Here is a 23,988-nt window from a genome sequence, read left to right as displayed (position 1 = left end):
TCTTGAGATCGGCCGCGCTTTGACCTGGGTATTGAGTAGACAACATAACGACCCTACCGGTTGGACCTGGCATGTGCAGGTAGCGGGGCGTCATCAGTGTCGCGCCGAGCCGGTCAGTGGTTTCCCGTCGATGCCCTCCAACAGGCAGATCACCGTGCTCGGATACGGGTTGTCGGACGTCCGATCCTGCTCGGAATCGATGAGATAGGTGGTGGTGTAGGGGGCCGTTCCCGGTCCAGCGCCCGTGTAGTGCTGCAAGCCGGTCGCACATTCGCCGGTGGCGACGTCGGCCAGGGCCGCATTCACCGGGATCGGCGCCCGCAGATACGTCTCGGCCAGATGCGGCTGAGCGCAGTCGACGACCGTGACCAGCACGACCGCGGGATCGTCCGGCGGCGGATCGGCGAGGCAGTCCCCGGCCTTGAGCTCCACCCATTTGACGGTCTTGGGCTGCGGTGCCGGTGCGGCCGCGATCGTGGTGGTGGTGGATGTGTTCGTGGTGGTCAGCGTGGGTGTGGTGTCGCTGCTCCCACCGCAGGCCGCCACAGTGGTGAGGGCGAGTCCGGCCACCGCCGCCCAGGCCGTGGTGCGCATCTCCCTGTGTTTACCGGACAGCGTCGGCCGGGTACAGGTGTTCTCGCTATGACGATCTTGATGACTGCCAAGGTGGCTTTCGCGACCGTGGTTGGGGCCGTCGCGCTGGGCGCCGGGGCGGGCGTGGCCCAGGCCGATCCGCACCCTCCACCAGGGCCGCCGTGGGTTCCTGGTGGGCCGGGTGCCAACGTTGGCAGGCCTGGTAACCCCCTACCGCCCGGACAGGGCTATTTGCCCCCTCCCGGCCATATCGGCGTCGTCGACGACGTCGTGCCCGTCTGGGCGCCGCCGGCGCCGCCTCCGCCCCCGTGGGCGCCGTGGCTACCGGTGGTCTGGAACGCCGACCTGCCGGCCTGGGGTGTTTGGTGGAACGGCGGCTTCATCCAGCTCTAGAAGCTGCTGTCGCGATCGCGGACGAAGCTCAGCAGTGCGGGATCGGCTGAGGTGAATCGGTCGACCTCCTCACCGCCGTCGCAGCGATACAGGCCGACGGTGACCGAGTCGCGATGACGATCGATCACCGCCCAGTGCGCGCCGGCGTCCTCCCACCGCTGTAGCGCCGCGACCGGGTCATCGTTCATGGCGACCATCATGACGCGTGGGATGATGCGCAGTATGCGACTCGGGTTGCACGCTCTGGGTATCGGCACGGGTGCCGAACCCGCGGTGATCCAGGCAGTGGCTGCTGCTGCCGAGCACAGCGGTTTCGCCACGTTGTGGGCGGGGGAGCACGTCGTCATGGTCGACGACTCCGCATCGCGATATCCCTACGCCGACGACGGCAAGATCGCGGTGCCTGCGGACGCCGACTGGATCGACCCGATGATCGGATTGTCCTTCGCCGCGGCCGCAACGACGACCATCGGTCTGGCTACCGGTGTGCTGCTGTTGCCCGAGCACAACCCGGTGATCGTGGCCAAGCAGGCTGCCAGCTTGGACAAGCTCAGCGGTGGCCGATTCTCACTCGGCATCGGAATCGGTTGGTCGCGTGAGGAATTCGACGCCCTCGGGGTCCCCTTCGAGCAGCGCTCGGCTCGTACCGCCGACTACGTGGTCGCGATGCGGTCCATCTGGTCCAACGATATCGCCTCTCACGCAGGAGAATTCGCCACCTTCCAGAAGATCCGGGTCAATCCCAGACCGAAGGCGGGTGCGATCCCGATCGTCTGCGGTGGCAACAGCGACGCCGCGCTGTGCCGCGTCGCACGCTGGGGTGACGGCTGGTACGGCTTCAACCTGCTCGACGTCGACGATGTCGCGGCCAAGGTGACGACATTGCGCCGGCTGTGTGCGGAGTCCGGGCGTGACCTCGGCGAGCTTCGGGTGGCGGTCGCACTGCGCCAACCGGATCGGTCGCAGGCGGGCCGTTTGGAAGAGTTGGGTGTCGACGAGCTTGTGCTGGTGGCGTCGCCACCGCAGGATCCGGCAGATGCCGGTGCCTGGGTGGCCGAGCTCGCGAGCGATTGGCAGTAGGGAGAGACGGTGGCGCACTGGACTGCGGTGGCGGCGGCGGCGGTGTTCGTCTGGCTGGGAATGGTGCTGGCCATTTCGTTTCTGGAGGCGCCGTTGAAGTTTCGCGCTCCGGGAGTCACCATCGCGCTCGGCTTGGGGATCGGCCGGCTCGTCTTCCGCGCGCTCAACACCTGCGAAGCCGTGTTGGCCGCGGTCGTCGTCGTTGCGTTGGTGATCGGCACGCCCAGTACCGGAGTCATCGCCGCCGCCCTGGTGGCCATCGCCGCGTTGCTGATCCAGGTGCTGCTCGTGCGGCCGGCGTTGACGCGGCGCTCCGATGCGGTGCTGGCCGACCCGAGCCAGGCCGAGGCCGGGCGGTCGAACGCGCACTACGTCTACGTAGTGGTGGAAGTTGTCAAAGTGGTGGCGCTGCTCGTGGGTGGCGTTCTGTTGCTTGATTTTTGAGAATTGGAGGATGTCATGGATTCGGTTTCGCTGTCCCAGCTCGCCGACGAACACCTGGCCGCGGCACGATCGTCGAACAGTGGGCGCGCCGCGCACACCGTGCACGGCGGCCACGATCACCAACTGCGCCAGACGTTGATCGCCTTGGCGGGCGGCCGCGACCTCAGCGAGCACCACAGTCCGGGGGAGACCACGCTGCAGGTCTTGCGCGGCAACGTCCGGCTGACGACCGCCGAGGAAACCTGGGAAGGTTCCGAAGGCGATCTACTGGTCGTCCCGCGCGAACGGCACGGCCTGCACGCCGTCGACGACTCGGTGATCCTGCTGACGGTCCTGGCCGACAGCTGATCAGTAGCGGTAGTCGGCCAGATCGGTCGCGCCCTGGCGGATGTCGCCGTCGAGCATCAGCAGAGCGGGCACCATCTCGGAGGTGACCAGGCCGTGGTGGCCGGTCACCTCGTCGATGATGTCGAAGGACCGTGCGATGGCTTCGGGAGTGTCGACGACGATCGTGGTCACCGGCACCTGGCGTCCGTATTGAATCAGCTTGTCGCCGTGCGGCTTATGGTCTCCGTGGAAACCCCAGATGCCGCGCAGCACGGTGGCTCCGCCGACGGTTTGCGATTCCCACAGCCGGCGCACCAGTGCTCGGTGAATGGGCGCCCCGTCGTAGTGGGTGGCCGCGTCGGTGTGGATCGTCAGCTTCTGGCGCAGTTCGCGACCGTGGGCGTCGACAGCAGGCAACGCAGGCGGGCGGGTCAGCAGCTCGCCGTCGCGCTTGCAGACCTGGACGCGTTCGACCGTCACCAGCGGCTCGTTCATCAATGCCTCGAGTTCAGGCAAGGCGCGCTGGGCCTGCGCGGCCGAGCCGATCGCGACGATCATGATCGGCACATCGGTGTTGCCGCTGAAGAAACGCGCGCGGCGCCGTCGACCGTCGGCGGTGCCGTCCACCCCGAGGTACACCGTCGCTCCCGCGAAGTGATGGCGGTGCAGGAGATCGCACACCGCGTAGAAGGCGGCCGCGCCGTTGATCCGGCGGCGGCGCCCCACGTAGATGGTGAGTTTGACCCCGTCGTCACTCTCGGGCAGCTCTCCGCCATAGCGCCGGGCCCGTTCCAGGGTGATCAGCCCGCGCGGGGTGATGGCCACGACGTCGTCGATCAGAGCGCCGATGGTCTCCGCGGTGTCGACGGCGGCGATCGCGATCGGCGGATCCTCGGACAGGGTGAGTGATTCGTCGCTGCGGATGACGTGGCGCGGGCCGAAGCTGGCGATGCCGCGCAGCATCACGCTGTCGGCGACCTGACGCTCGGCGTAGAGATCGAGCATCGCTTCGGCGAGGAAGCGGGAGCCGTCGCGCTGGCGCTCGCCGAAGAAGGCGGTCAGCTTGAGGTAGGTATCGCTCACAGCAGGCTCGCAATCCACTGGCCGAGCATCGCCGCGGCGACACCCAGGATGACGCTGACGACGAGATTGGCGACCGCGGGCCAGATCTGGCGTTCCTCGGTCAGGCGCTGGGTCTCCAGCATCCAGGTCGAGAAGGTGGTGTAGGCGCCGACGAAGGCGGTACCGGCCAGCAGCGCGGCCTGGTGGCTCAGGGTCAGCCCGCTGATGAAGCCGAGCAGCACCGCGCCGCTGATGTTGACCGCCAGCGTGCCGAACGGGAAGGACCGCGCCGCACGGCGGGCGACCGCGCGGTCGACCATGAACCGCGCCACCGAGCCCACCCCGCCGATCAACATGACGCCGGCCCAGATCGCGATGGTCATGCGCGGATCCTGACCCGGCGCACCAGTGCCGTCGCGACGTAGACCGCCATCAGGCCCGCGGCAATGCTGGCCACGGTGTAGCCGGCGGCCAATCCGTAGTGGTGATGCTCGATCATCTTCAGCGTCTCGACCTGCATGGTGGAAAACGTGGTGAGTCCGCCGCACAACCCGGTGCCTAGCAGGGGACGGCGATAGCTCGACAGCGGCAGCCGTTCCAGAAGGCGGGTGGTGAAGTAGCCGAGCAGGAATGCGCCGACGATGTTGACGATGAACGTCGCCCACGGCCAGCGTGCCGGGTCGGTGACGAAGACCGTCGCCAGCACCGCGCGCGCCAGGGTGCCCACCGCGCCGCCGACGAACACGGCCGCCAGTTCCCGGTTGTCATGGCCGAACATCGGCAACCCCCTTAACCGTGGATGAATCCGCGAGCAAGTATCCCGCTTGAGAAGGCAGAATTGGCGCCATGGCGGCTAACCCCCGCGCCGGACAGCCGGCGCTCCCCGAAGACCTCGTCGATCTGCCCCATCTGGTCACCGCGTACTACACGGTGAACCCCGACCCGGAGAACATCGACCAGCAGGTGGTGTTCGGAACGTCGGGGCATCGGGGCTCCAGTCTGGACGGGGCTTTCAACGAGGCGCACATCCTGGCCACCACACAGGCGATTGTGGAATACCGAGCTGAGCAGGGCACCACCGGGCCGCTGTTCATCGGCCGCGACACCCACGGGCTGTCCGAACCGGCCTGGGTGTCGGCGCTGGAGGTGCTTGCCGCCAATGACGTTGTGGCCATGATCGATTCGGCTGATCGATACACGCCGACCCCGGCGGTCAGCCACGCGATCCTGACGTTCAACCGGGGGCTGACCTCTGGTTTGGCCGACGGGATCGTGGTCACCCCGTCGCACAACCCGCCGCGCGACGGCGGATTCAAGTACAACCCGCCCAACGGTGGACCGGCCGATACCGATGCCACCGGCGCGATTGCCAAGCGCGCCAACGAGATTCTGCGCGGCGGCCTCAAGGATGTGAAGCGGATACCGCTGGCACGGGCGCTGGGCAGCGCCCAGCGTCACGACTACATGGACGCCTATGTGTCGGACCTGCCCAACGTCGTGGACATCCATGCCATCCGCGCGCAGAAGATCCGCATCGGTGCCGACCCGCTCGGCGGGGCCAGCGTGGACTACTGGGCGGCCATCGCCGAGCGGCACGACCTCGACCTCACCGTGGTCAACCCGCTGGTGGACGCGACGTGGCGATTCATGACGCTGGACACGGACGGCAAGATCCGGATGGACTGCAGCTCACCGAACGCGATGGCGTCGCTGATCGCCAACCGGGACGCGTATCAGATCGCGACCGGTAACGACGCCGACTCCGACCGGCACGGCATCGTCACTCCCGACGCCGGTTTGATGAACCCGAACCACTATCTGGCGGTCGCGATCGACTACCTCTACTCACACCGGCCGGACTGGCCGGCCAGCGTGGCGGTCGGTAAGACCGCGGTGAGCTCGTCGATCATCGACCGGGTGGTGGCCGGCCTGGGCCGCAAGCTCATCGAGGTGCCGGTCGGCTTCAAATGGTTCGTCGACGGATTGATCAGTGGCACAATAGGTTTCGGTGGTGAAGAGTCGGCGGGAGCGTCGTTCCTGCGCCGCGACGGTTCGGTGTGGACCACCGACAAAGACGGCATCATCATGGCCCTGCTGGCCTCGGAGATCCTGGCGGTCACCGGATCGTCGCCGTCGCAGCGCTACGCCGAGCTGGCCGACAAGTACGGGGCGCCGGTCTATGCCCGCGTCGATGCCCCGGCCAACCGGGAGCAGAAGGCGCGGTTGGCCAAGCTGTCGCCGGAGCAGGTGACCGCCACCGAGCTGGCCGGCGAGCCGATCACCGCCAAGCTGACCAGCGCGCCGGGTAACGGCGCGTCGCTGGGTGGGCTGAAGGTGACGACCGCCGACGGCTGGTTCGCCGCGCGGCCGTCGGGCACCGAGGACGTCTACAAGATCTACGCCGAGTCGTTCAAGGGCCCCGAGCATCTGGCGGAGGTCCAGGATGCGGCTCGGGAAGTGGTGAATACAGTCATCTCGTGAGTTCTGTTGCGGAGGGCGACTGTCCCTCGGAAGCCGAAGCCAAGCTTCCGCGCGAAGTCTGGGTGCTGATCGCCGCCAACGCGGTCATTGCCCTCGGCTACGGCGTGGTTGCGCCGGTGCTTCCGCAGTTCGCCCGCAATTTCGGGGTGAGCATCAGCGCCGCGACGTTCGTGATCACCGCCTTCGCGGTGATGCGGCTGGTCTTCGCCCCGGCCTCCGGCATGCTGGTGCAGCGGCTGGGGGAGCGCCGCATCTACGTCAGCGGCCTGCTGATCGTGGCGCTGTCGACCGGAGCCTGCGCGTTCGCCCACACCTACTGGCAACTACTGGTGTTCCGGGCGCTGGGCGGGATCGGCTCGACGATGTTCTTCGTCTCCGCACTGGGGCTGATGATCCGGATCAGTCCCAACGATGCCCGTGGCCGCGTGGCGGGCATGTTCTCCAGCGCGTTTCTGGTCGGCTCGGTGGCCGGCCCGCTGATGGGCAGCCTGACCGCCGGGCTGGGCCTGGCCGCGCCGTTCCTTATCTACGGGCTGGCGCTACTGATCGCCGCGGCGGTGGTGTTCATCAGCCTGCGGCATTCGCACCTGGCCGCACCCGCCCCGGCCGACGAGCTCACGGTGACATTGCGGGTGGCGCTGAAACACCGGGCCTACCGGGCGGCGCTGTTGTCCAACTTCGCCACCGGATGGTCGGCGTTCGGCTTGCGGGTCGCGCTGGTGCCGTTGTTCATCACTGAGGCGTTGCATCGCGGACCCGGGGTTGCGGGAGCCGCACTGGCGACATTCGCAGCCGGCAACGTCGCGGCGGTGATCCCGTCAGGGCGGCTGAGCGACCGGACCGGCCGCCGCCCGCTGCTGATCGCGGGGCTGGCGGCGTCCGGGCTGACGACGGCGGTGGTCGGAGCGGCGACGTCACTGCCGATCTTTCTCGTCGGTGCGTTCATCGCAGGCGCCGGCACCGGGGTGTTCACCTCGCCCCAGCAGGCCGCGGTGGCCGACATCATCGGCAAGGCGCGCGGCGGGACGGCGGTGGCGACGTTCCAGATGATGTCCGACCTGGGGTCGATCGTGGGGTCTCTCGGGGTGGGGGAGATCGCCCAGCACTTCTCGTTCGAGTCGGCGTTCGCGATCAGCGGCGCGATCCTCGTCCTGGCCTCGGTCGGATGGCTGCTGGCACCCGAAACGCGGGATGCCCCGCCGTTGGAGCACACCCCGCCGCGTCCGCTAGGTCCGGAGGCCGCTGGCGAGCTGCCCTGACCAGCGATTTTGAAGCGCACGTGCCGGTGGTGTAACTTCGGTGGGCACACCTGGGGCTATGGCGCAGCTGGTAGCGCACCACACTGGCAGTGTGGGGGTCAGGGGTTCGAATCCCCTTAGCTCCACCAGGCAAAACAGCACTCGATTGAGTGCTCAGAAGGTCGTTTGACGACAGTTCTGACGACAGTTCGGTTCATCTCAGCCGTGAGCAGGAGCGCATCGCCCCCTTCTCATCAGCTCCCGGATGGCCGCCACGGCGCTGTCGGTCAACACAGTCCGCCCCTGCGGCGTGACGGCCCCTGCGGTGTGGCGGGGTGATGGCCATGCCATTGGTCCCAACCAACCAGCGGCGGTCAGCGTCCCCGCTCCGATCGTCGAATTTCCGTCACGCTGCAGCATGATGCCTGCTCGCGAACCGTGAGCCTCCCGGCCGGGGCATGTCGTGTCTCGGCTGGCGATCCTACGACTTGTCGTATCCTGACCGCCGGGAGGCAAGAGTCGGTTGAACGCAGCTCAGAGCGGAGATAGCCAGGCTCCTGGGGGTCCCTCTAGTGGTCTTCGCGACATACCAGAACCCCTACATGGAGAGACTGGTGTCGCGCTGTCCGGGCCACCAATATCGCCCATGGCACGCATTTCCCTGTACGACGACGTCCAATGGGAACTATTCATCCTTGAATGGGTGCATGCCCTGAGATCCGGCTACGTTCAGGTCAAGCGGTTCGGTGGAGCCGGTGACAGGGGCGCGGACATTGCGGCGTTCAAGACTGCAAACGGCCTAGAAGGTGCTTGGGACTGTTTCCAGTGCAAGCACTATGCAGAACCTCTCGCCCTAGGAGACATACTTCCCGAGATTCTGAAGATCTTCGTGGCAACTGTTGTCGGAGAGTGCGTTCTGCCGGACAGCTACCAGATCTTGGCTCCCCGCGGTTGCAGTACAAACTGCGGTCGGATGCTCAGCAGCCCGCAGAAGTTGAGGAAAAAGTTCCTCGACCACTTGGCCGACGACGACAGCACCCTCGCGAGGGGCCTTGAGTCGGACCTCGTCTCTTCGGTTCAGGAACTGGCGTCGGTCACGGATTTCTCGATGTTCCGATCCGTCGAGCTGACTGATGTGCTTGAACTGCATAAGACAACTTGTTGGTACAGCGACCGATTCGCCACAGCGCTTCAGCCGCGACCCGCTCATGTGCCAGCTCCCGGTGACTTGGCGACACACGAACGGAGATACGTACAACAACTGGTTGATGTTTACGCCGAAGCACACCCCGAGGAAAGCCTCCAACCCGAATCAGTGGCATCAAATCCCAGAGTGGGCGAACGCTTTCGCCGCCACCGCGAGAACTTCTACAAGGCGGAGGCGCTACGAGTGTACGCGCGGGATTCAGTGCCGCCGGGGACTTTTGAGCGATTGCAGGATGACATTCATTCGGGTGTTATCGATGTAGTCGAGGACCACCACGCCACGGGCCTGAGACGTTTGACGAGTGTGCTTTCGCTAGTTGGACAGCTGGATCTGAGTCGGCATCGTCTGATTTCGGTGGTCGAGATCGATGATCGACAGGGCATGTGCCACCAGCTGGCGAACGTCGATCGGATTCAATGGATGTCGCGCAATGAATGACTACGACAATCGGGCACCGAACGGTCCAGCGGGCGACCGTCGGAGGCCGCAAAGCATCAATGAATCGCCGCTGAACGGCCCTTTGGAGGTCGGCATCCGCGTGTTGATGATCTTGACCCAGGCCTTCCCAGCTGAACTCGACCTGAATCAGCTTGTCCTGCTTGATCACTTCGTGCTCCACAGCAGGGACGTCGGTGGCCCTGAAAGTCTGCATCCGGCTCTGCCGATCCGTGCAGGCGAGATTGCGGCCAAGCGTGAATCTATCGAGGCAGGAATTGGTCTTCTGCTGAGGCTGCATCTCGCCGAGATTGCGGTTGGAATGAACGGGGTGCGGTTTCTTGCCGGCGACGGCGCCCTGCACTTCGTGGGAGTCTTGGGCTCGTCGTACTCACATCGCTTGCGCGATCGTGTCGGATGGGTGTTGGGAAGTTTTCCCGATCTGGACGAAGCGAATCTGCGACGGCAGACAAAGGCGATATTCGATTCCTGGTCCGAAGAATTTCACTGGCCCGATACGGACGGGAACAATGGCAAACCGCATTAGCCTGACGCATCTGACTTTCGTGGGGCCCGGCAAGGCTCCAGCGACGGTTGATTTCGGGCCACGAACGACTGTCATCCATGGTCCCTCTGACACAGGGAAGTCGTTCATTGTCGACGCCATTGACTTCATGCTTCGTGGTTCCACTCTTCGGGAGATTCCGCAGCGCGCGGGCTACAGCACAGTCCTATTGGGAATTCGGACGCCGACTGGTGAAGACGTCACGCTCACCAGGGGGGTCGAGGGCGGCAGTTTTGGCTTGCTGGAGGGAGTACTGTGCGGCGCTTCTCTAAAGCGATCGGTGAGAGGCTTTCCGCGTGGCAGGTCCCTGATGGTGATGAGGTCCGTTATGACCGGGATGAGCAGGATCTGATAGCGGGCGATCAATTACGCTCTGCTCACGGTAAAGGCGTTCGCGCAATCCTCCACTCCGCCTTCACCATTGGCCTTGCTCAGTATTGCTTTGAAAATGATCTTCCACACCCTGGATTTGTCGTTCTGGATTCACCATTGGTGACCTATCGCCCACCGAAGCCTGGCGAAGCCGTCGATCGTGAGGTTCTCGACATCGGCATTGCTGCGCGGTTCTACGACGACATTCAGCAGTCGGTTGGTGGGCAGGTCATCATCATGGAGAACATGGATCCACCATCTGGACTCCGGAAGGAGTCAACCGACGTATTTTTCACAGGCGTTGCGGGGGAAGGCCGATTCGGCTTTTTTCCGTCTCAGCCGTTGCCGTCGTAACCAGAGACCTTTGATATTTCGACAACGGCAACGTCATCGTCGGCTTGCGGCACTCGATCGCGCGTCGTTGCGGTCGACTTGTACGGACTCGAAGCTGAACGTATCCGCTGAATTCCATCAGGCGAACGCTACCCGGTTTCGTCGCCGAGGCTGTTGGAGGCGAACAGTGAGCCCATCGAGTCCAAAGCATCCCGTTGAACGGCTTCGATGACCTCGACATAGGTTCCCGTCGTCACCGTGATTGAGCTGTGGCGCAGAATCTTCTGAACCGTCGCCGGCTGAACTCCCATTGTGAAGAGCAGGGTGGCGCACGAGTGTCGGAGGTCGTGGACGCGAAGTTGCGGCACCTCCGCCTTCGCGCACAGGCTGTGGAACATTCGGTTGACGTTGCGCGGCTCCAACGCGCCGCCCTTAGGGGTCGTGAAAACCAGTCCCGTGTCGCGCCACGTTGATCCGGCGGCCAGGCGCTCCTCCAGCTGGCGCCGGCGGTGGTTAGTCAGAATCGGCACAAGCGTCCGAGGTACTGGCAGAACTGCGACGGATCCTTCAGTTTTGACGTTCTCAAGCTTCAGCTGGCCGTCCACGCGGTGCAACGCTCGCCTGATTGTAATCCGCTCAGCGTCTAGATCGACGTCGGACCATTGCAGCCCGAGCGCCTCACCACGACGGAGTCCCATCGACAGCGCGACTGCCCACAGTGCATAAAGTCGCGTCGTCTCAGCGGTCTTGAGAAAGCGCATCGCCTCAGCCCGCGTGAAAGAGCGCACCTTCCGGTCATCGGTCACGCGCAACTGAACGAGTCGGGCGACGTTGCGGCTTAACATCTCTTCGTCGACCGCATCCTGCAGAGCAGCCCGCAAAACGCGCAGAATGTGGCGAATCGAGCTGGCAGACAACGCGTCGTTGCAGCACTTGGCAGGCACGAGAGCGCAGCACCGTGCCTGCGACTTGCGCCCTCGCGCTGCGTCCTTCCCTTGGGCGCAGCATTGGCATCGGGTCTGCAATCCGGTCAGCCATGCGCGAATATGCGAGGCCTGCAGTGACTTCAGCTTCCGATTGCCAATTCCCGGGATGATGTGCAGGCGCACGTCGCCCTCATAGGTCGCATACGTCGTGCGCCGAACGCTAGGCTCCGCAATGTGCTCTAGCCAGTAGGTCATGTACTCAGCGACCGTCAACGTCGTTGTTGCAGTGGGTATGCCGCGTCGCTGTTGATCGAGAACCTTGCCGAGTTCGTCCAAGGCGGCACGCTCACTATCGCCGTAGACGCTGATGCGCTTCCGTCGTCCGTCCGGCGTGTCGACGAAGACTTTCGCCTCCCAGCGCCCATCACCTCGTCGGTACACGCCGCCCTGGCCGTTCGCGTTGCGACGTGCTTTCCCACCTGCAGCCATCACGCGGCTCCTTCAATCAAGCCGGATAGGTAGTCGTCGAAAGACTGCCGCACGATCCGCCGGCACCTACCGATCTGTACCGATCTGACACGTCCGTCCCAGATCAGCCGGTACACCATCCATCGACTGACTGCGAGACGATCCGCCGCGGCCTGCACGGTGATCAGCTCAGCACTGAATTCAGTATGCATCCGTTTTCCTCTCCGTGTGGAAGTAATTCGGAATGCCGGCGTACGGCTTGTGGGGGTGAAGTAACACATACGGGTTGTGCTGCGGGCGAGGCAATTTCAGCTATTCGCAGGGTCCCGGGACCGGTCTTCTCGCGATCGAATACGGGCGTAGTCATGTCGACCAGTCTGGTGGCGAGGATTGATCGTGCGTCCAGCGATTCGCACGGACGATGTGGCGATGTTCGATCATTCGGTGCGCCGCAGACACGACCAAAGTGCGTTCACCGAGATTGCCCAGCCCGGCTCGATCGAATGTCCATTCCACTTCTTCTTCGGCACCGTGAAGCGCCCGATCATGTTCGTCGGTCGCGAGGTCTGAGCGGTGGCGTTGCTCCCGAGTCCACTCAGCTCGATGCTCGCGCAGCGCACTCATCGTGGTGGAGAACAGCCGGGATTTGGTGGTGATATGCCCACGAAAGCCGAGAGTGTGCAGCCAGCGGTCTATCTCCGAGTAGGCGCCATGATCGGCTAGATCGAGAATTGTGGTCAGAATCGCCCGGATATGTGTGGGGACGTCTAAATCGGGAACGGCGAGCGGTGACATCCGTCGGACCCCAACGCCGAAGTCGGCGACGGATTTGGTCACGTACTTGGCCAGGTAGGCCGGGACCGACCGACGCGACTGGCGAGGTGTTGCCCCGCCGCAGTCACTACTGTCCGACCGCAATGGCCGCGCATCCGTCTGAGTGCCGAACTGTATTACACGGCTACTGATTTCAGCGCCGTGTGCTGGGGCGGCGACAGTGAGTGCGACGCCGCTTGCGGCCTGATGGATTAGGAGGGCCAGGTCGGTGGCTGTGATTGAGGACTTGGGTGGTGTTGGGGCTTGGCCCGGCTGTGGCGGCTCGTCGAGGCGGATTACGGCGTGGAAGTGCGGGATCGCCCGACGTTGCATCTCGGTCACCTTCACGAAATTGATTCGGGCAGCGGTGGGGGATTCGCCGAGCGCGCGTAAGCGTCTACGCAACAGCCGGCGCAGGGCGATGGTGAAGCGCCGCCACAGTTCAGGGGCATGCCAGGCGAACAGGACATGCCCCATGTAGTCGTAACAGTCCTCGCAGAGCGGCTGACCGACATGAGCATCGCCCTCGTGGTGGATGGAGCTGCACCACAGGGGTCTCCCGTGCTGGCAACGTTGGTGGGCATTCCGGCCCCGGTCGTGGCACCGCCGAGCCTGGCCTCGCTGGCCGTCATCGCGTGTGGTGTGCACGGCCCCGAAACTGGGCGCGGTCAGCGTGACGAACACCTGAGGGTGTTCGGCGACTGTGGGCGGCAGATCGTGATGGCCACCGTGCACGCCGGCGTGTACGAGTTGCCAGGTATCGCGGGCATAGAGATCAGAGCAGGACGGGCAGGCGACAGCGCGTCGGTTGTTGCATCGGGTCCACACCCGAAGCTCGCGACCGAAGCTGTCGGTTCCTGTCAGACGGATCGGATTCGCACAGAACCCAGCATTCTCCGCTTTATTCCACCAGGTCTCGAAGTCGCGGGAGGCGGCGCGACGCACCATCTGCGCCACCACGCCGATGGTGTCGGTACCGGCCGGAAGGCCTGGCAGTGTCGAAACCGCAATGCCCAGCGCAGCAGTGGTCACGACTGGCGACCTTCAGTCTCGGCGGTCCGAGGATGCGCTCTTGTGGGGGCAAAGCGAGCGACGAGATCATCAATGGCGGAATCGGTGACGTGGAAGGCCCGAACTCGCAACGGTTCAGCGTTGCCGTCAGTGCAGACGTAACCGACACCGGGAGTACCGGTGGAGATTCCATCACACAAGGCGCCGGCTTCTCGGGCGGCGGCTCCGAGCACCATCGCGGTCTGGGTGGCTTCACTCATGCGCAGCCCGACCCGGATGGAGAAGAGCTGCCGGATGGGCAAAACATCTTTAGACGGGTCCTGTACCGCGGCGACCACCGAGATACCGACTGCGCGGCCCTGGGACAGCAGCAGCCCCAGCAGCTGCTCAACCTCGGCGCGTGTTCTGCGGTCCCCGAGATAGGCAGTCAGCGAGGCGATTTCGTCGATAATCAATACAATCAGTGGTGCGGAGACACTCGGAGTGTGAAGCCGAGTCTTCCCCCGCAGCCGTTGCGCACGTTTCTGCATCACCGCGACAACCGCCCGCAGCGCAGCGAGTGTCTGTTCACCGTTGTCATGGGCGAGCGAGGTGAACAACACTTGTCCGCGCCCGAACTCCATCCCTCCCTTGGGATCTACGACGACGAGGCGTGCGCAGCCCGCCCGCACGGCGGGGCCGACGGCGGCAATGATTGACCAAAGCACCGAGCCCTTGCCCGAGCCGGTCGCGCCTGCGACCAAGATGTGCTGTCCCAGTAGCGGTAGGCGCCAACGCTCACCGGCCTCGGTGAGCCCCACCCACAGGCGGGACAGGTCCGGTGTGGTGCCCCTGGCCGGACGAGGAAGTTGGATGGGTGTCGTCAGCGGATCGCCGTGATGGGCGGTGATGCGGATCGAGCCCGGTCGGGTCGAGCGAATGGTCACCCGCTGGGCGCTCAGCGCTTCGGCTAACGCGTCACCTCGGGATTGCCAGTCGGCCAACGACTGGCCCGTGAGGATGCGTACCTCGAGAACGTCGCTCGTGACACCGATCGTCACCGAACGCAGAATCGGCACCATGACGTGACCGTCGAGACCGGCGGTCAGGCCACACAGCGTGCAGACCGTGGCCCATCGGCCTCGATAGATACCCCATGTGCGCCACTGGACCCGCAGACGTACCGTCACCCACTGACGGAACGTTTGGGGGGATAACAGAAACCAGCTGAACAATGCGAGAGCCGACCAGATCGCCGCCAAGAGGCCGACCAAGGGACCGCAAGTGACGGCCATCCAGACGCTTGTGATGGCCGGAATGCTGATCATCGGAAACAACACCGACGCCCATACCAGCGCAGCAGTCGCTTTGCCAAGCGCCGTGGCTGCACGGAGGGCAATGTCATCGGAGTCCGAGTGGTTCGGAAGAGAGCGGTTGGAGCGGTGAGCTCGTGGGTGGCCAGGCATGGCAGACCTTCCGGCAGGCTTGCGGGATCGGGGTAAGGAGAGGCTTCGGCCGAGCGGGCGCAGCACCACCGTCTCTTGGTGTTGCGGTGCTGCGCCCACTCGACGAAAGGGTCAGGCGGCCGGCTTGCTCGTGCCGCCGGGTACGCCGCTCGGTGACGCATTCCGAGGTGCGGCAACGACTCCCGCCAGTGGTGCACCTGAAGCGCGGATCGCTTCAGCGCGGAACGCGACTCCGCTGCGACTGTCCTGGCTCCACGGCAGGGCAACCAAGCCCTCGATGTGGATCGGCTGCCCGACCGTCACATTCGGGTCGCCGGCAACCGTCACGGTGATGACGTCGCCGCCCGTGGAGTCCAGCGCCATCACCTGGACCTGCCACAGCGGCAGACCCGTCTCGCGATCCAGCTTCGGCTGGCCGGTGTCAAACGCGATCCGCTGTTCGGGTGCCCGCGTGCACACAAATGACACACCGCCGGTGTTAATACGTAGTTTCATTCCAACTGTCCTTCCTGCTGTTTTCTCGCGACCGCTCGGCCGCGACCACCAGTTCAGGCGGACAACTCGGACATTCCCAGGGCATCAGTTAGACAAAGCGGACAGACGCCTGGACAACGCGGACACTCGGACGACAATCGCGCGCCAACTTTTGTGCTTTGGGCGTCGCTAACGCTGGCACCGCGCTCCTAGCATGAGCAGATCGAGAAGCTACCTGTTCCTAACCACGCACTGACGACGCGAATGAGTGAAAAGGGTTTCAGCGAAGCCAGACTCGCAACAGCCGCCGGTGTCGACGTCAAGACGGTGGGCCGCTGGGTCAGGGGTGAATCACTGCCCCAGGCGGTCAACGCGCGCGCCACCGCCGACGCACTGGGCTGTGATCCGCAGACGCTGTGGCCAGACATCTTTCCCACCCTGCGCCCACCTGGTACCGGCACGGTCGCGGTCAGTGTGTACCGAAGCCGCGCGGACGTCCCTGTCGCCGTGTGGACCCAACTGTTCGGCGGCGCCGCCGAGCAGATCGACATCCTGGTCTACGGGGGCACCTTCCTCTTCGACGGCATTCCCAGGTTCTGCTCAACGCTCGCAGTCGCGGCCGAACGCGGAGTCGCCATTCGCTTCATCGTGGGTGATCCCGATTGCGCTGCGGTAAGCCAACGCGGGGAAGAGGAGACGATTGGCTCAGTTCTAGCAGCTCGCTGCCAGATCACACTCGCACGATTGGCTTCACTCGCCGACGCCCCAGGCTTGGAGGTGCGCACACACGCCACACCGCTGTACACGTCGATGTTCCGCGCGGACAACACCCTGATTGCCAACCCGCACCTATACGGTGCTCCCGCCAGCGACAATCCCGTCCTCTTTATTCGACGTGACGACGCGCCCGAGCTGTGGCGCGATCACCAACTCTCTTTCGAACGGGTGTGGAACACCGCCCAACCATTACCCACGCACGCCTGACCTGCCGATTGGAGAACCGTATGGCCCGGACCGACTACTACAACGATCCCCACGCGCCAGCCGCAAACAGTGTGGTGCCCTCCACTACCGCCGTCGTCACCGATTCACATGATCGCATCGTGCTAATTCGCCGCCGCGACAATAACCTTTGGGCATTGCCGGGTGGCGCAATGGAATTGGGCGAATCCATCGTCGACGCGGCGGTTCGTGAAGTGAAAGAGGAAACCGGTCTCGACGTCGAGATCAGCGGACTCATCGGCGTCTACACCAATCCTCGCCACGTTATGGCCTACGCCGACGGTGAAGTCCGTCAACAGTTCTCGCTGTGCTTCACCACCCGGCTGCTCGGTGGACAGTTGCGAGTCGACTCGGAAAGCACCGACATCGCCTGGACGTCACCAGGCGAACTTGCATCTTTGGACGTCCACCCCTCGATGCGGCTGCGCATTCAGCACTACCTTCAACGCCGCGACAGCCCATACCTCGGGTAGCCCGGCAAGGTCGTCTCTAGCCGGCGGAGGCACTAACTCGTGCTGCCGCCGCCAACAGGCTCGGCGCCGCCCGCTCGATCGCACGATGCACAGGATCCCCATCGGGGTAACGCGACAGGATCTCCGTGACTCGATCTTCAGCTCGCACAGGCGAGCCCTGCGGGCCAGTGGTCAAGTCCGCGCACGTCAGCACGTCTAGTAACAACGACGGAGGTGCCGTGAACTCGGCCAGCGCGTCTAAGAGGCCGCGCTCCCGCGCCTCGAACACCGCGCCCGTGTGATAGGCCACCAGCGAGACCACCACTGCGGGAAAGCCCTCGTCGCGGACGAACACTGCGCCGTCGACGGGGTGGAAACCAGTCGATCGAACTGACGGCGCATAGCCAACATCGTGAAGCCACGCGGCAGCCACCACCGCGTCGGCATCCATGGCGCCCAAGCCGACGACCAATCGCTCCGCCGTCGCCGCGACTCCGCAGACATGGGCCCACCGATGCGGCAGATCGGCCAGTCGCTCCTCGGCGATCGCCCGTGCACGTGCCGCGTCCGTCACCACGATGCAAGTCTACGAATGTGCCCGACACAGCACCGACGCGATTTGGGCGAAAGATCCACGCCGCGGCGGCTCCCGTCCGCTGGCGCTCCCGTCCGCCACCACGGACCGAAAAATGCCTATCGGATCGAGGCTGTGAGAACTTTCTCTACTGTTATCAAGAACAGGTTCTCAGCCCACTTCGGGATCGCCATGAGTGGCGTCCACAAAGCGGTCGATGGCCCTATCGATTCGATCCCGAGCGACTTCACCCGATATTCGCCCACTGCTGAACGCCGCCAAATTGGCAAGCCACACATCAGCGATCAGCCCCGCTAGTCGCTGGTCTCTGACCGTGGGCTCGCCGCCGCTCAAAGTCCTTGCCAGCAGACCTTCAATGACGTCGATCGCTTCATCGGTGGCTGCGGCGGCGGTGTGGTCGGCGAGGACGAAGGCGCGCGTCACCGCCTCGGTCAAGCGCGGGTCTTGGTTGCCATTCGGTGTGCAGGCAGTCGACGAGCAAGCGAAGGCGTTCGCGCGGTGTCGACGCGGTGACGGTCCAATCGCGGCTGTTTCCAAACTCTTGGAACTCGCGGGTCAACGCCGACACCAAGAGGTGGATCTTGGAGGGGAAGTACCGGTACAGCGTGCTGACGCCGATTCCGACCTGCGCGGCCACCGCGCGAACGTGCACAGCCTCGTAACCGCCGCTAACTGCCAGCATCATCGCGGCATCTACTGCACTGTTACGGCGGTACGTGTCGACACCGCCAAGGTCGGCCGCCCTATCGGGGCGATGCTGCCTCAACTTCGAAGCCATGCTGCCAACGCCACGCTCAGACGCTGTGATCACCAATTGGTTGGTGAAGCGCGCCGGCTAGCCGATCAAACAGGTCCTCGAATCCGCTCACGTCGCCGTGCGCAGCGAAATGATCGACACCCACCGTCACGAAGACTGCGCTGGCGGTGAACCGGGTGATGCCATCGTGACTGACTCCCGTTCCGCTGACGTGAAGAGCACGTCCTTGGCGGCCGGTGATCTGGGCAGTAATCCTGTGCGGTTCGTGCAACGGGACAGGTCGCAGATACTCCACTGTCAGACTGCGTGTCACCGCGGGCGTGCCGGCCACCCACAACGTGAAGCCCAGTACGTCGTCACAGGCTGTCGCTACTGCGCCGCCGTGCGCCAGTCCTGGGGCGCCGATATGGCGCTCATCGAACGTCACATCGCTGTAGACCTCGTCACCGTCGCGATAGACAACCAGCTGCAATCCATGCGAATTCGCGGGCCCGCACCCGGTACACGTCGAGGTATGCGGAGGCAGTAGATATGGCCCCGGATGTGCTGTGTCACCCATCGTCATCCCCTTGTTTCGCACTGATTCGCGATATCGTCGGGCCCGCACCGCAACTGCAACGAGCCTTCGTTTGGCAGCTTCTGGACGCACCAAGACCCTCCCGCGTAGACACGACGGCCATGCCTACCGACCAGGGTGTTCTCCGTAACCGCGGACAAACCTACGAACAGTTTCGCTACGCTACTCTTGGTACCATACCTTGACGCCTGCTGGAAACGCCGCCCGCAGGTCCCATTTTCCGAAGGGACAACGCAGTGAGCACTCAACCGGCGGCATACGCAGACGACGATGATGACATCGACCCCCGCCGGATCAGGTCGCGTAACCGACTGCTCGACGCGGCGGCGGCACTCCTCACCACCGGGGGAATCGAAGCCGTCACGATCGACGCGGTGACCAAAGCCTCCAAGGTGGCTCGCACCACCCTCTATCGGCATTTCGCAAGCTCATCACAGTTGCTGGCGGCCACATTCGAGCGCCTGCTGCCGCACGTCACTACACCGACACCCGACGAGGGGTCGCTGCGGCAGAGGCTGATTGAAATCCTCAGCCGGCAGGCCGCACTCTTTGCCGATGCCCCGATCCAGGTCACCACGCTGGCTTGGGTCGCCCTTGGGCCCACCGATCCTGCTGCTGACGGCACCGCAGATGAGGACAGCCCGGCTGGCAGCCTGCGTTCTAGGGTCGTCGAGCAATACCGCAAACCGTTCGACGAAATCCTGTCGAGCGACCAGGCTCGCGAAGAACTTGACGAATTCGACCTCGAATTGGCTGAGTGCCAGCTCGTCGGTCCGCTGGTCTTCGCACGCATGACCGGACTCTGCACCATCAGCCGTGACCAGTGCGTCCGCATCGTCGACGACTTTCTGGCCGCACACTCACGCACCCGAACCGAGGCGTGACGGCGAATTGGTAGGTGCGCCGGCGGTTCGCCTGCGGCTTGTCGTCGCTGGGACCGGGCGGCTCGCACTGGGCCTGGCTGAAACTTCCTGGTGACCCTGCGTCATCGCCATCCGCCAGCCGCGCTGAGAAAACGCTACTAACAGTTTCAAAACGCTATGTAGCGTTGTGCTACTATAGGTACACTTATGAGGTTCAGTCGACCACGATCCAGTGAGCCCGTCATATGAAAACCCCTGTCCGCGTGAGTCGTTCGTCGAATCGCGCCGCTGTTGGTCGCACGCTGAATCACTGGCGGCACCATCCACCGTTACGAACGGCCGGGACCGTGGCGCTGGCCCTGGTCGTAGTAGTGGTATCGACGGTCTACCTGCAATTTCACGGTGAGTTCACTCCGGCCATGCACTTGACCCTGGTGTCGGATCGCGCTGGGCTGGTCATGGAGCCCGGGGCAAAAGTGACCTACAACGGCGTCGAAATCGGCCGGGTCGCCGCGGTGCGCGCGATCCAGCAAGATGACACCACCAAGGCGAAACTGTCCCTGGACGTCGCTCCAAAGTACATCGAGCTGATCCCGGCCAACGTGACCGCCGAGATCAAGGCCAGCACGGTATTCGGCAACAAGTATGTAGCCTTCCGTAGCCCGTCGAGACCGGCATCTGCGCGCGTGTCGAGCTCGCAGGTGATCGACGTCTCGCACGTGACGACCGAATTCAACACCCTGTTCGAAACCTTGATGTCGATCGCGCAGAAAGTCGATCCCGTCAAACTCAACCTGACTCTTGCGGCCACCGCCGAGGCACTGGACGGGCACGGCCTCGACTTCGGCCGATCAATCATCGCGGGCAATGCTGTCCTCGACGACATCAACCCTGAAATGCCGCAGATCCGCGAAGACATCAAACGCCTTACCGACCTCGCCGACGTCTATGCCCAATCCTCACCCGATTTCTGGAAATTCCTCAACAATGCAGCGACCACGGCAGGCACCGTCAATGAGCAGCGAGCCGATCTCGATGCGGCGCTGCTGGCTGCCGCGGGCTTCGGCAACGCTGGCGCTGACATCGTGGGGCGGGGAAGTCCCTACCTGGTGCGAGGTCTGGCTGACCTGGTGACGACCACCGGCACCTTGAACACCTACAGTCCCGAATTCCTGTGCAGCATAAGAAATTATGCTGCGATCCTGCCGCAGACTGTTGAATCCGCAGGCGGCAACGGCTACTCGATCGACTTCCGTATCGGGCTCACCGGTGCGCCGAATCCGTACGTCTATCCGGATAACCTGCCCCGTTCCAATGCGCGAGGCGGCCCGGGCGGCGCCCCTGGATGTTGGCAGACAGTCACCAAGGATTTCTGGCCCGCCCCTTACCTGGTAGCCGACACCGGCGCATCACTGGCTCCCTACAACCACCTCGAACTCGGGCAGCCATTGCTTACCGAATATGTGTGGGGACGCCAGGTCGGTGAAAACACCATCAATCCCTAGGACGAGCAGGCCTGCGGACCCACCGGTCCACGACTACGTCGAAGCGGCGCTCAGCGGCCTCGATACATAGAATCGTCATATTCCGATGGAACTGGGAGACAGCGACATTGGGGCGGCATGCAGTCGCTCAGGAAGCGCTTCCTCGCCGGACGCGTAAGGGAATCGAAACAGGTCCTCGCAGTGAAGGATTGGTACCCCAGCGCACGGGTCCAGCAAGCTCCAGGCCGTCGAGTTCGTCCAGCAGATGGTCCACCGCTGTGATCACTTCGAGTCGTGCGAGATGAGCGCCCAGACAAAAGTGAAGTCCATGGCCGAATGCCAGGTGCCCGGTCGTGTCGCGATGAGGGTCGAACCGATCGGGGTCGCTGAACTTCGCCGGGTCTCGGTTCGCCGAGGCATAGAAGAGCAACGCCTTTGCGCCCTTAGGGATTACCGTGTCGCCGATCCGATAGGGCGCGGTAGCGGTTCTGGTGACCCACTGCACCGGCGAGCCCCAACGCGCGGTCTCCTCGACCGCCGGGCGAAGCAGGCTGCGGTCGGCTTTCAACGTCAGGAAGAACTCGCGGTCCTCGGCGAGCCTGACGAGCAGCATGCCCAACAGGTTTGTAGTGGTCTCGTTGCCGGCGACCAGAAGGATGAGCGCGTAGAAGAAAGCTTCCTGATCGCTGAGCTCGCCGGATTCTTTGGCTGCCTGCAACCAACCCAAGAGATCGTCTGCCGACGTGCTGGACCGCCGGCCCATCTCGACGTCTATGAAGCTGCGCATCTGCACGTAGGACTGAAGTAGCGAACCGACGTATCGCATGACCTCGTGCACCGACCGCGGTCCGAATAGTCTCGCGAACTTGTTGGATACGGTGCGAAAGGCCGGCCACTGAGGATGGGGAATACCCAAGATTGTGGCAATGACGTTGATGGGCATGGGGATCGTCAGCGCCGCGACCATGTCAATGACGTCGCCGTCTCGCAGTGGCCTGATCGCCTCATCGGACAACGCGCGAATATCTGTGGCCAGAGTCTGTACCGAACGCTTGCTGAACATGGGCGCGGTCAGATGCCGCAGGCGGGTGTGATCGGGTGGGTCTGTGGTGAGTACAGCACTGGTGACAAACGACCGCAGCATGATGCCGTCCCTCGACGAGAACACCTCATTGTTGCGAACGGCCTTGTGCACGTCCTCGTAGCGCCCCATCATCCAGACGCCGAGCCGCTCGTTGACGACCACCGGATGCTCACGAATGCGCAGCAGCTCGGGATAGGGGTCGGCGATGTTCTCGGCGAGCGTCGGATCGAATGTGGTTCGTGGCACCGACTTCGGCGCCGATGCAGTGCGTGGGCGCCGTAGATCGCGGTAAGCCCCTGTCGCAACCGGACGCCACAGATCAGTGACGGAGCTGCGAGTTGCAGAAAGCACCGCGCGTGGTGGGGGCCGTAGAAGATCCGTCGACATAACATGACGTTAGGCCGGTCGCAATGGCTCGATAATGACAGAATCAGACAGACATTTGATATTTTCAGACACATGCCTAGTCCGATGGCCCCGGTGTGGGACGTGGCGCGCTCCTCGGCGCCGGGTCGACACATCTTGGAGACCGCGGTACACCACGGCCTCAATCCTGAAATCTGTTTGTCTGGAACAGGACTCACGTCGCAGGGGTTGAGGGACCCGACCAGCGAGATGCATGCGAGTCAGGAACTGACGATGATTCGCAACCTGATCGGCCGACTCGGCGATCAACCGGGACTGGGTACGGAAACCGGTGCGCGCTACACCTTCGCCGACATGGGCATTCTGGGTTATGCACTGATTTCGAGTCCAACCGTTGGGGACGCGATAGACGTCGCCTGCCGGTACGCCGCACTCAGTACCGTCTACCTGAGTCTGGCCGCACCAGAACTCAACAACACCGAAGCGGTCATCGGTCTTGATAACGCCCAGGTTCCTCCCGATGTGCGGAGGTTTCTGCTCGAACGCGATTTTGCAATGTTCCTGCAGATCTTGCCGCCGCTCATGCGTGGCGTTGACGCGCCGATCGCGATGCGACTGGAGGTGGCGGATCTGCAGCTGCCGGCAAGTCTGGTGGAGATCGACAACGTGACGGTCACTGTGGAGAACGCGGTGCGCAACGCCCTGATTGTCCCCGCTGATCTGGTGAGCCAACCGATGCCCGCGCCAGATCCCCAGACTGCGGCGATCTGTATCCGCCAGTGCGAGGAGTTATTGAACCGTCGACGAACCCGTCGTGGCATATCAGCCTGGGTGCGGATGCGGATGATCCAAGATTCGACCCAGATCCCATCCATGGCGACCATCGCGAGGGAACTCTGCATCACCGATCGCACGTTGCACCGTCACTTGGCGGGAGAGGGAACCAGCTACCGCGCACTCGCAGACGAGGTTCGCGCAGCGCTGGCCGCCGAGCTGTTGAGTTCGGGACTCACTGTCGAGGAAACTGCACGCCGACTTGGCTATTCGGAGACGGCCGCATTCACTCGAGCCCATATTCGGTGGAATGGGCGCCCACCCAGTGAGTCCAAGCGCCGTGGGCGGTCAACGGCTCAAACGTGA

At 63.8% G+C, this 23,988-nt stretch carries 30 protein-coding genes and 1 tRNA gene; 16 read left to right on the top strand and 15 right to left on the bottom strand.

Going from position 1 to position 23,988, the window contains the following annotated elements:
* Positions 1–93 precede the first annotated feature (93 nt).
* Positions 94–594: a hypothetical protein gene (locus EV580_RS06230; RefSeq protein WP_133690191.1), complete on the bottom strand. Its 501-nt coding sequence runs from the start codon at positions 592–594 to the stop codon at positions 94–96.
* Between the two features lie 48 nt (positions 595–642).
* On the opposite strand from EV580_RS06230, the gene EV580_RS06225 reads away from it, so the two are divergent.
* Positions 643–987 (top strand): hypothetical protein, encoded by a 345-nt coding sequence (locus EV580_RS06225; protein WP_133690190.1) that lies wholly within the window; start codon positions 643–645, stop codon positions 985–987.
* Here the strand turns inward: EV580_RS06225 and EV580_RS06220 are convergent.
* Positions 984–1,175, bottom strand: coding sequence for a hypothetical protein (locus tag EV580_RS06220; protein WP_133690189.1), 192 nt, complete (start codon positions 1,173–1,175; stop codon positions 984–986). The two genes, EV580_RS06225 and EV580_RS06220, sit on opposite strands and share 4 nt — an antisense overlap.
* 34 nt (positions 1,176–1,209) lie before the next feature.
* Between EV580_RS06220 and EV580_RS06215 the strand changes: the two genes are divergently transcribed.
* The 3 genes from EV580_RS06215 to EV580_RS06205 are packed head-to-tail and all read left to right on the top strand — an operon-like array spanning position 1,210 to position 2,859.
* The gene (locus EV580_RS06215; RefSeq protein WP_133691064.1) at positions 1,210–2,067 is read left to right on the top strand and encodes an LLM class F420-dependent oxidoreductase; all 858 of its coding nucleotides are present in this window, start codon (positions 1,210–1,212) and stop codon (positions 2,065–2,067) included.
* 60 nt (positions 2,068–2,127) lie between these two features.
* Entirely contained in the window at positions 2,128–2,511 is a 384-nt protein-coding gene (locus EV580_RS06210) for a hypothetical protein (protein ID WP_133691063.1), read from the top strand.
* A 15-nt stretch (positions 2,512–2,526) separates the two neighbouring features.
* On the top strand, positions 2,527–2,859 hold the full coding sequence (locus EV580_RS06205; protein WP_133690188.1) for a cupin domain-containing protein: 333 nt from the start codon (positions 2,527–2,529) through the stop codon (positions 2,857–2,859).
* On the opposite strand, the gene EV580_RS06200 is transcribed toward EV580_RS06205, so the two are convergent.
* The 3 genes from EV580_RS06200 to crcB (EV580_RS06190) are packed head-to-tail and all read right to left on the bottom strand — an operon-like array spanning position 2,860 to position 4,678.
* Positions 2,860–3,921 (bottom strand): DUF190 domain-containing protein, encoded by a 1,062-nt coding sequence (locus EV580_RS06200; protein ID WP_133690187.1) that lies wholly within the window; start codon positions 3,919–3,921, stop codon positions 2,860–2,862. It lies immediately after the preceding gene.
* Complete coding sequence (gene crcB, locus EV580_RS06195) at positions 3,918–4,283, bottom strand: fluoride efflux transporter CrcB (protein WP_133690186.1); 366 nt, start codon at positions 4,281–4,283, stop codon at positions 3,918–3,920. The genes EV580_RS06200 and crcB (EV580_RS06195) overlap by 4 nt, the downstream gene beginning before the upstream one ends.
* Positions 4,280–4,678 (bottom strand): fluoride efflux transporter CrcB, encoded by a 399-nt coding sequence (crcB, locus tag EV580_RS06190; protein ID WP_133690185.1) that lies wholly within the window; start codon positions 4,676–4,678, stop codon positions 4,280–4,282. Before crcB (EV580_RS06190) ends, crcB (EV580_RS06195) begins: the two co-directional genes overlap by 4 nt.
* 68 nt (positions 4,679–4,746) lie before the next feature.
* Here crcB (EV580_RS06190) and pgm point away from each other — a divergent pair, with 68 nt between their 5' ends.
* The 7 genes from pgm to EV580_RS06155 all read left to right on the top strand — a co-directional run bounded on the left by pgm (position 4,747) and on the right by EV580_RS06155 (position 10,552).
* The gene (pgm, locus tag EV580_RS06185; protein ID WP_133690184.1) at positions 4,747–6,381 is read left to right on the top strand and encodes a phosphoglucomutase (alpha-D-glucose-1,6-bisphosphate-dependent); all 1,635 of its coding nucleotides are present in this window, start codon (positions 4,747–4,749) and stop codon (positions 6,379–6,381) included.
* On the top strand, positions 6,378–7,640 hold the full coding sequence (locus EV580_RS06180) for an MFS transporter (RefSeq protein WP_133690183.1): 1,263 nt from the start codon (positions 6,378–6,380) through the stop codon (positions 7,638–7,640). The genes pgm and EV580_RS06180 overlap by 4 nt, the downstream gene beginning before the upstream one ends.
* A 52-nt stretch (positions 7,641–7,692) precedes the next feature.
* A tRNA-Ala gene (locus tag EV580_RS06175) sits at positions 7,693–7,768 on the top strand.
* Positions 7,769–8,265: 497 nt separating this feature from the next.
* A complete protein-coding gene (locus tag EV580_RS06170; RefSeq protein WP_051659898.1) occupies positions 8,266–9,264 on the top strand; it encodes an ABC-three component system protein in 999 nt (332 codons plus the stop codon).
* Positions 9,257–9,808 (top strand): ABC-three component system middle component 2, encoded by a 552-nt coding sequence (locus EV580_RS06165; RefSeq protein WP_051659897.1) that lies wholly within the window; start codon positions 9,257–9,259, stop codon positions 9,806–9,808. The genes EV580_RS06170 and EV580_RS06165 overlap by 8 nt, the downstream gene beginning before the upstream one ends.
* Positions 9,792–10,178, top strand: a complete 387-nt coding sequence (locus tag EV580_RS34470; protein WP_036339737.1) for an ATP-binding protein — start codon at positions 9,792–9,794, stop codon at positions 10,176–10,178. The genes EV580_RS06165 and EV580_RS34470 overlap by 17 nt, the downstream gene beginning before the upstream one ends.
* Positions 10,082–10,552, top strand: coding sequence for a hypothetical protein (locus tag EV580_RS06155; RefSeq protein ID WP_125477408.1), 471 nt, complete (start codon positions 10,082–10,084; stop codon positions 10,550–10,552). Before EV580_RS34470 ends, EV580_RS06155 begins: the two co-directional genes overlap by 97 nt.
* A gap of 128 nt (positions 10,553–10,680) precedes the next feature.
* On the opposite strand, the gene EV580_RS06150 is transcribed toward EV580_RS06155, so the two are convergent.
* The 5 genes from EV580_RS06150 to EV580_RS06130 all read right to left on the bottom strand — a co-directional run bounded on the left by EV580_RS06150 (position 10,681) and on the right by EV580_RS06130 (position 15,689).
* Positions 10,681–11,946, bottom strand: a complete 1,266-nt coding sequence (locus tag EV580_RS06150; RefSeq protein ID WP_036345900.1) for a tyrosine-type recombinase/integrase — start codon at positions 11,944–11,946, stop codon at positions 10,681–10,683.
* Complete coding sequence (locus EV580_RS34465) at positions 11,946–12,137, bottom strand: excisionase family DNA-binding protein (protein WP_036339733.1); 192 nt, start codon at positions 12,135–12,137, stop codon at positions 11,946–11,948. The genes EV580_RS06150 and EV580_RS34465 overlap by 1 nt, the downstream gene beginning before the upstream one ends.
* A gap of 151 nt (positions 12,138–12,288) precedes the next feature.
* The gene (locus tag EV580_RS06140; protein WP_168214926.1) at positions 12,289–13,686 is read right to left on the bottom strand and encodes a replication initiator; all 1,398 of its coding nucleotides are present in this window, start codon (positions 13,684–13,686) and stop codon (positions 12,289–12,291) included.
* 80 nt (positions 13,687–13,766) lie between these two features.
* Complete coding sequence (locus EV580_RS06135) at positions 13,767–15,293, bottom strand: FtsK/SpoIIIE domain-containing protein (RefSeq protein ID WP_225933664.1); 1,527 nt, start codon at positions 15,291–15,293, stop codon at positions 13,767–13,769.
* Between the two features lie 12 nt (positions 15,294–15,305).
* Positions 15,306–15,689: a hypothetical protein gene (locus EV580_RS06130; protein WP_036339731.1), complete on the bottom strand. Its 384-nt coding sequence runs from the start codon at positions 15,687–15,689 to the stop codon at positions 15,306–15,308.
* 243 nt (positions 15,690–15,932) lie between these two features.
* On the opposite strand from EV580_RS06130, the gene EV580_RS06125 reads away from it, so the two are divergent.
* The gene (locus EV580_RS06125; protein ID WP_047329669.1) at positions 15,933–16,652 is read left to right on the top strand and encodes a helix-turn-helix domain-containing protein; all 720 of its coding nucleotides are present in this window, start codon (positions 15,933–15,935) and stop codon (positions 16,650–16,652) included.
* Positions 16,653–16,672: 20 nt separating this feature from the next.
* Entirely contained in the window at positions 16,673–17,143 is a 471-nt protein-coding gene (locus EV580_RS06120) for an NUDIX hydrolase (RefSeq protein ID WP_036339726.1), read from the top strand.
* Between the two features lie 16 nt (positions 17,144–17,159).
* Here the strand turns inward: EV580_RS06120 and EV580_RS06115 are convergent, their stop codons facing one another.
* From EV580_RS06115 to EV580_RS06105, 4 genes are all read right to left on the bottom strand, one after another.
* A complete protein-coding gene (locus EV580_RS06115; RefSeq protein ID WP_036339723.1) occupies positions 17,160–17,702 on the bottom strand; it encodes an HD domain-containing protein in 543 nt (180 codons plus the stop codon).
* 165 nt (positions 17,703–17,867) lie between these two features.
* Entirely contained in the window at positions 17,868–18,152 is a 285-nt protein-coding gene (locus EV580_RS34180) for a hypothetical protein (protein WP_225509175.1), read from the bottom strand.
* Complete coding sequence (locus tag EV580_RS34175; protein ID WP_225509265.1) at positions 18,088–18,399, bottom strand: TetR/AcrR family transcriptional regulator; 312 nt, start codon at positions 18,397–18,399, stop codon at positions 18,088–18,090. Before EV580_RS34175 ends, EV580_RS34180 begins: the two co-directional genes overlap by 65 nt.
* Before the next feature lie 112 nt (positions 18,400–18,511).
* A complete protein-coding gene (locus EV580_RS06105) occupies positions 18,512–19,033 on the bottom strand; it encodes a PaaI family thioesterase (RefSeq protein ID WP_047333248.1) in 522 nt (173 codons plus the stop codon).
* 254 nt (positions 19,034–19,287) lie between these two features.
* On the opposite strand from EV580_RS06105, the gene EV580_RS06100 reads away from it, so the two are divergent.
* On the top strand, positions 19,288–19,935 hold the full coding sequence (locus EV580_RS06100) for a TetR/AcrR family transcriptional regulator (protein ID WP_036339721.1): 648 nt from the start codon (positions 19,288–19,290) through the stop codon (positions 19,933–19,935).
* Between the two features lie 326 nt (positions 19,936–20,261).
* On the top strand, positions 20,262–21,419 hold the full coding sequence (locus EV580_RS06095) for an MCE family protein (RefSeq protein WP_230986017.1): 1,158 nt from the start codon (positions 20,262–20,264) through the stop codon (positions 21,417–21,419).
* A gap of 127 nt (positions 21,420–21,546) precedes the next feature.
* On the opposite strand, the gene EV580_RS06090 is transcribed toward EV580_RS06095, so the two are convergent.
* Positions 21,547–22,869 carry a cytochrome P450 gene (locus EV580_RS06090; protein ID WP_047329670.1) on the bottom strand — a complete coding sequence of 441 codons (1,323 nt, stop codon included), beginning with the start codon at positions 22,867–22,869 and terminating at the stop codon, positions 21,547–21,549.
* Between the two features lie 72 nt (positions 22,870–22,941).
* Here EV580_RS06090 and EV580_RS06085 point away from each other — a divergent pair, with 72 nt between their 5' ends.
* Positions 22,942–23,988, top strand: coding sequence for an AraC family transcriptional regulator (locus EV580_RS06085; RefSeq protein WP_036339713.1), 1,047 nt, complete (start codon positions 22,942–22,944; stop codon positions 23,986–23,988).

This window comes from Mycobacterium sp. BK086 (assembly GCA_004362315.1).
In the GTDB taxonomy this organism is placed as follows: Bacteria; Actinomycetota; Actinomycetes; order Mycobacteriales; family Mycobacteriaceae; genus Mycobacterium.
This window is presented reverse-complemented; position numbering and strand designations above follow the sequence as displayed.

Bases quoted from the DNA above. Each gene is read 5' to 3' on its own strand.
- EV580_RS06170 (WP_051659898.1), top strand. From the start codon at position 8,266: ATGGCACGCATTTCCCTGTACGACGACGTCCAATGGGAACTATTCATC.
- EV580_RS06130 (WP_036339731.1), bottom strand. From the start codon at position 15,689: ATGAAACTACGTATTAACACCGGCGGTGTGTCATTTGTGTGCACGCGG.
- EV580_RS06125 (WP_047329669.1), top strand. From the start codon at position 15,933: ATGAGTGAAAAGGGTTTCAGCGAAGCCAGACTCGCAACAGCCGCCGGT.
- EV580_RS06090 (WP_047329670.1), bottom strand. From the start codon at position 22,869: ATGTCGACGGATCTTCTACGGCCCCCACCACGCGCGGTGCTTTCTGCA.
- EV580_RS06150 (WP_036345900.1), bottom strand. From the start codon at position 11,946: ATGGCTGCAGGTGGGAAAGCACGTCGCAACGCGAACGGCCAGGGCGGC.
- EV580_RS06085 (WP_036339713.1), top strand. From the start codon at position 22,942: ATGCCTAGTCCGATGGCCCCGGTGTGGGACGTGGCGCGCTCCTCGGCG.
- crcB (WP_133690185.1), bottom strand. From the start codon at position 4,678: ATGTTCGGCCATGACAACCGGGAACTGGCGGCCGTGTTCGTCGGCGGC.
- EV580_RS06120 (WP_036339726.1), top strand. From the start codon at position 16,673: ATGGCCCGGACCGACTACTACAACGATCCCCACGCGCCAGCCGCAAAC.
- pgm (WP_133690184.1), top strand. From the start codon at position 4,747: ATGGCGGCTAACCCCCGCGCCGGACAGCCGGCGCTCCCCGAAGACCTC.
- EV580_RS06230 (WP_133690191.1), bottom strand. From the start codon at position 594: ATGCGCACCACGGCCTGGGCGGCGGTGGCCGGACTCGCCCTCACCACT.
- EV580_RS34470 (WP_036339737.1), top strand. From the start codon at position 9,792: ATGGCAAACCGCATTAGCCTGACGCATCTGACTTTCGTGGGGCCCGGC.
- EV580_RS34465 (WP_036339733.1), bottom strand. From the start codon at position 12,137: ATGCATACTGAATTCAGTGCTGAGCTGATCACCGTGCAGGCCGCGGCG.
- EV580_RS06215 (WP_133691064.1), top strand. From the start codon at position 1,210: ATGCGACTCGGGTTGCACGCTCTGGGTATCGGCACGGGTGCCGAACCC.
- EV580_RS06210 (WP_133691063.1), top strand. From the start codon at position 2,128: ATGGTGCTGGCCATTTCGTTTCTGGAGGCGCCGTTGAAGTTTCGCGCT.
- EV580_RS06105 (WP_047333248.1), bottom strand. From the start codon at position 19,033: ATGGGTGACACAGCACATCCGGGGCCATATCTACTGCCTCCGCATACC.
- EV580_RS06220 (WP_133690189.1), bottom strand. From the start codon at position 1,175: ATGAACGATGACCCGGTCGCGGCGCTACAGCGGTGGGAGGACGCCGGC.
- crcB (WP_133690186.1), bottom strand. From the start codon at position 4,283: ATGACCATCGCGATCTGGGCCGGCGTCATGTTGATCGGCGGGGTGGGC.
- EV580_RS06205 (WP_133690188.1), top strand. From the start codon at position 2,527: ATGGATTCGGTTTCGCTGTCCCAGCTCGCCGACGAACACCTGGCCGCG.
- EV580_RS06140 (WP_168214926.1), bottom strand. From the start codon at position 13,686: ATGGTGCGTCGCGCCGCCTCCCGCGACTTCGAGACCTGGTGGAATAAA.
- EV580_RS34175 (WP_225509265.1), bottom strand. From the start codon at position 18,399: ATGCTGGCAGTTAGCGGCGGTTACGAGGCTGTGCACGTTCGCGCGGTG.
- EV580_RS06225 (WP_133690190.1), top strand. From the start codon at position 643: ATGACGATCTTGATGACTGCCAAGGTGGCTTTCGCGACCGTGGTTGGG.
- EV580_RS06165 (WP_051659897.1), top strand. From the start codon at position 9,257: ATGAATGACTACGACAATCGGGCACCGAACGGTCCAGCGGGCGACCGT.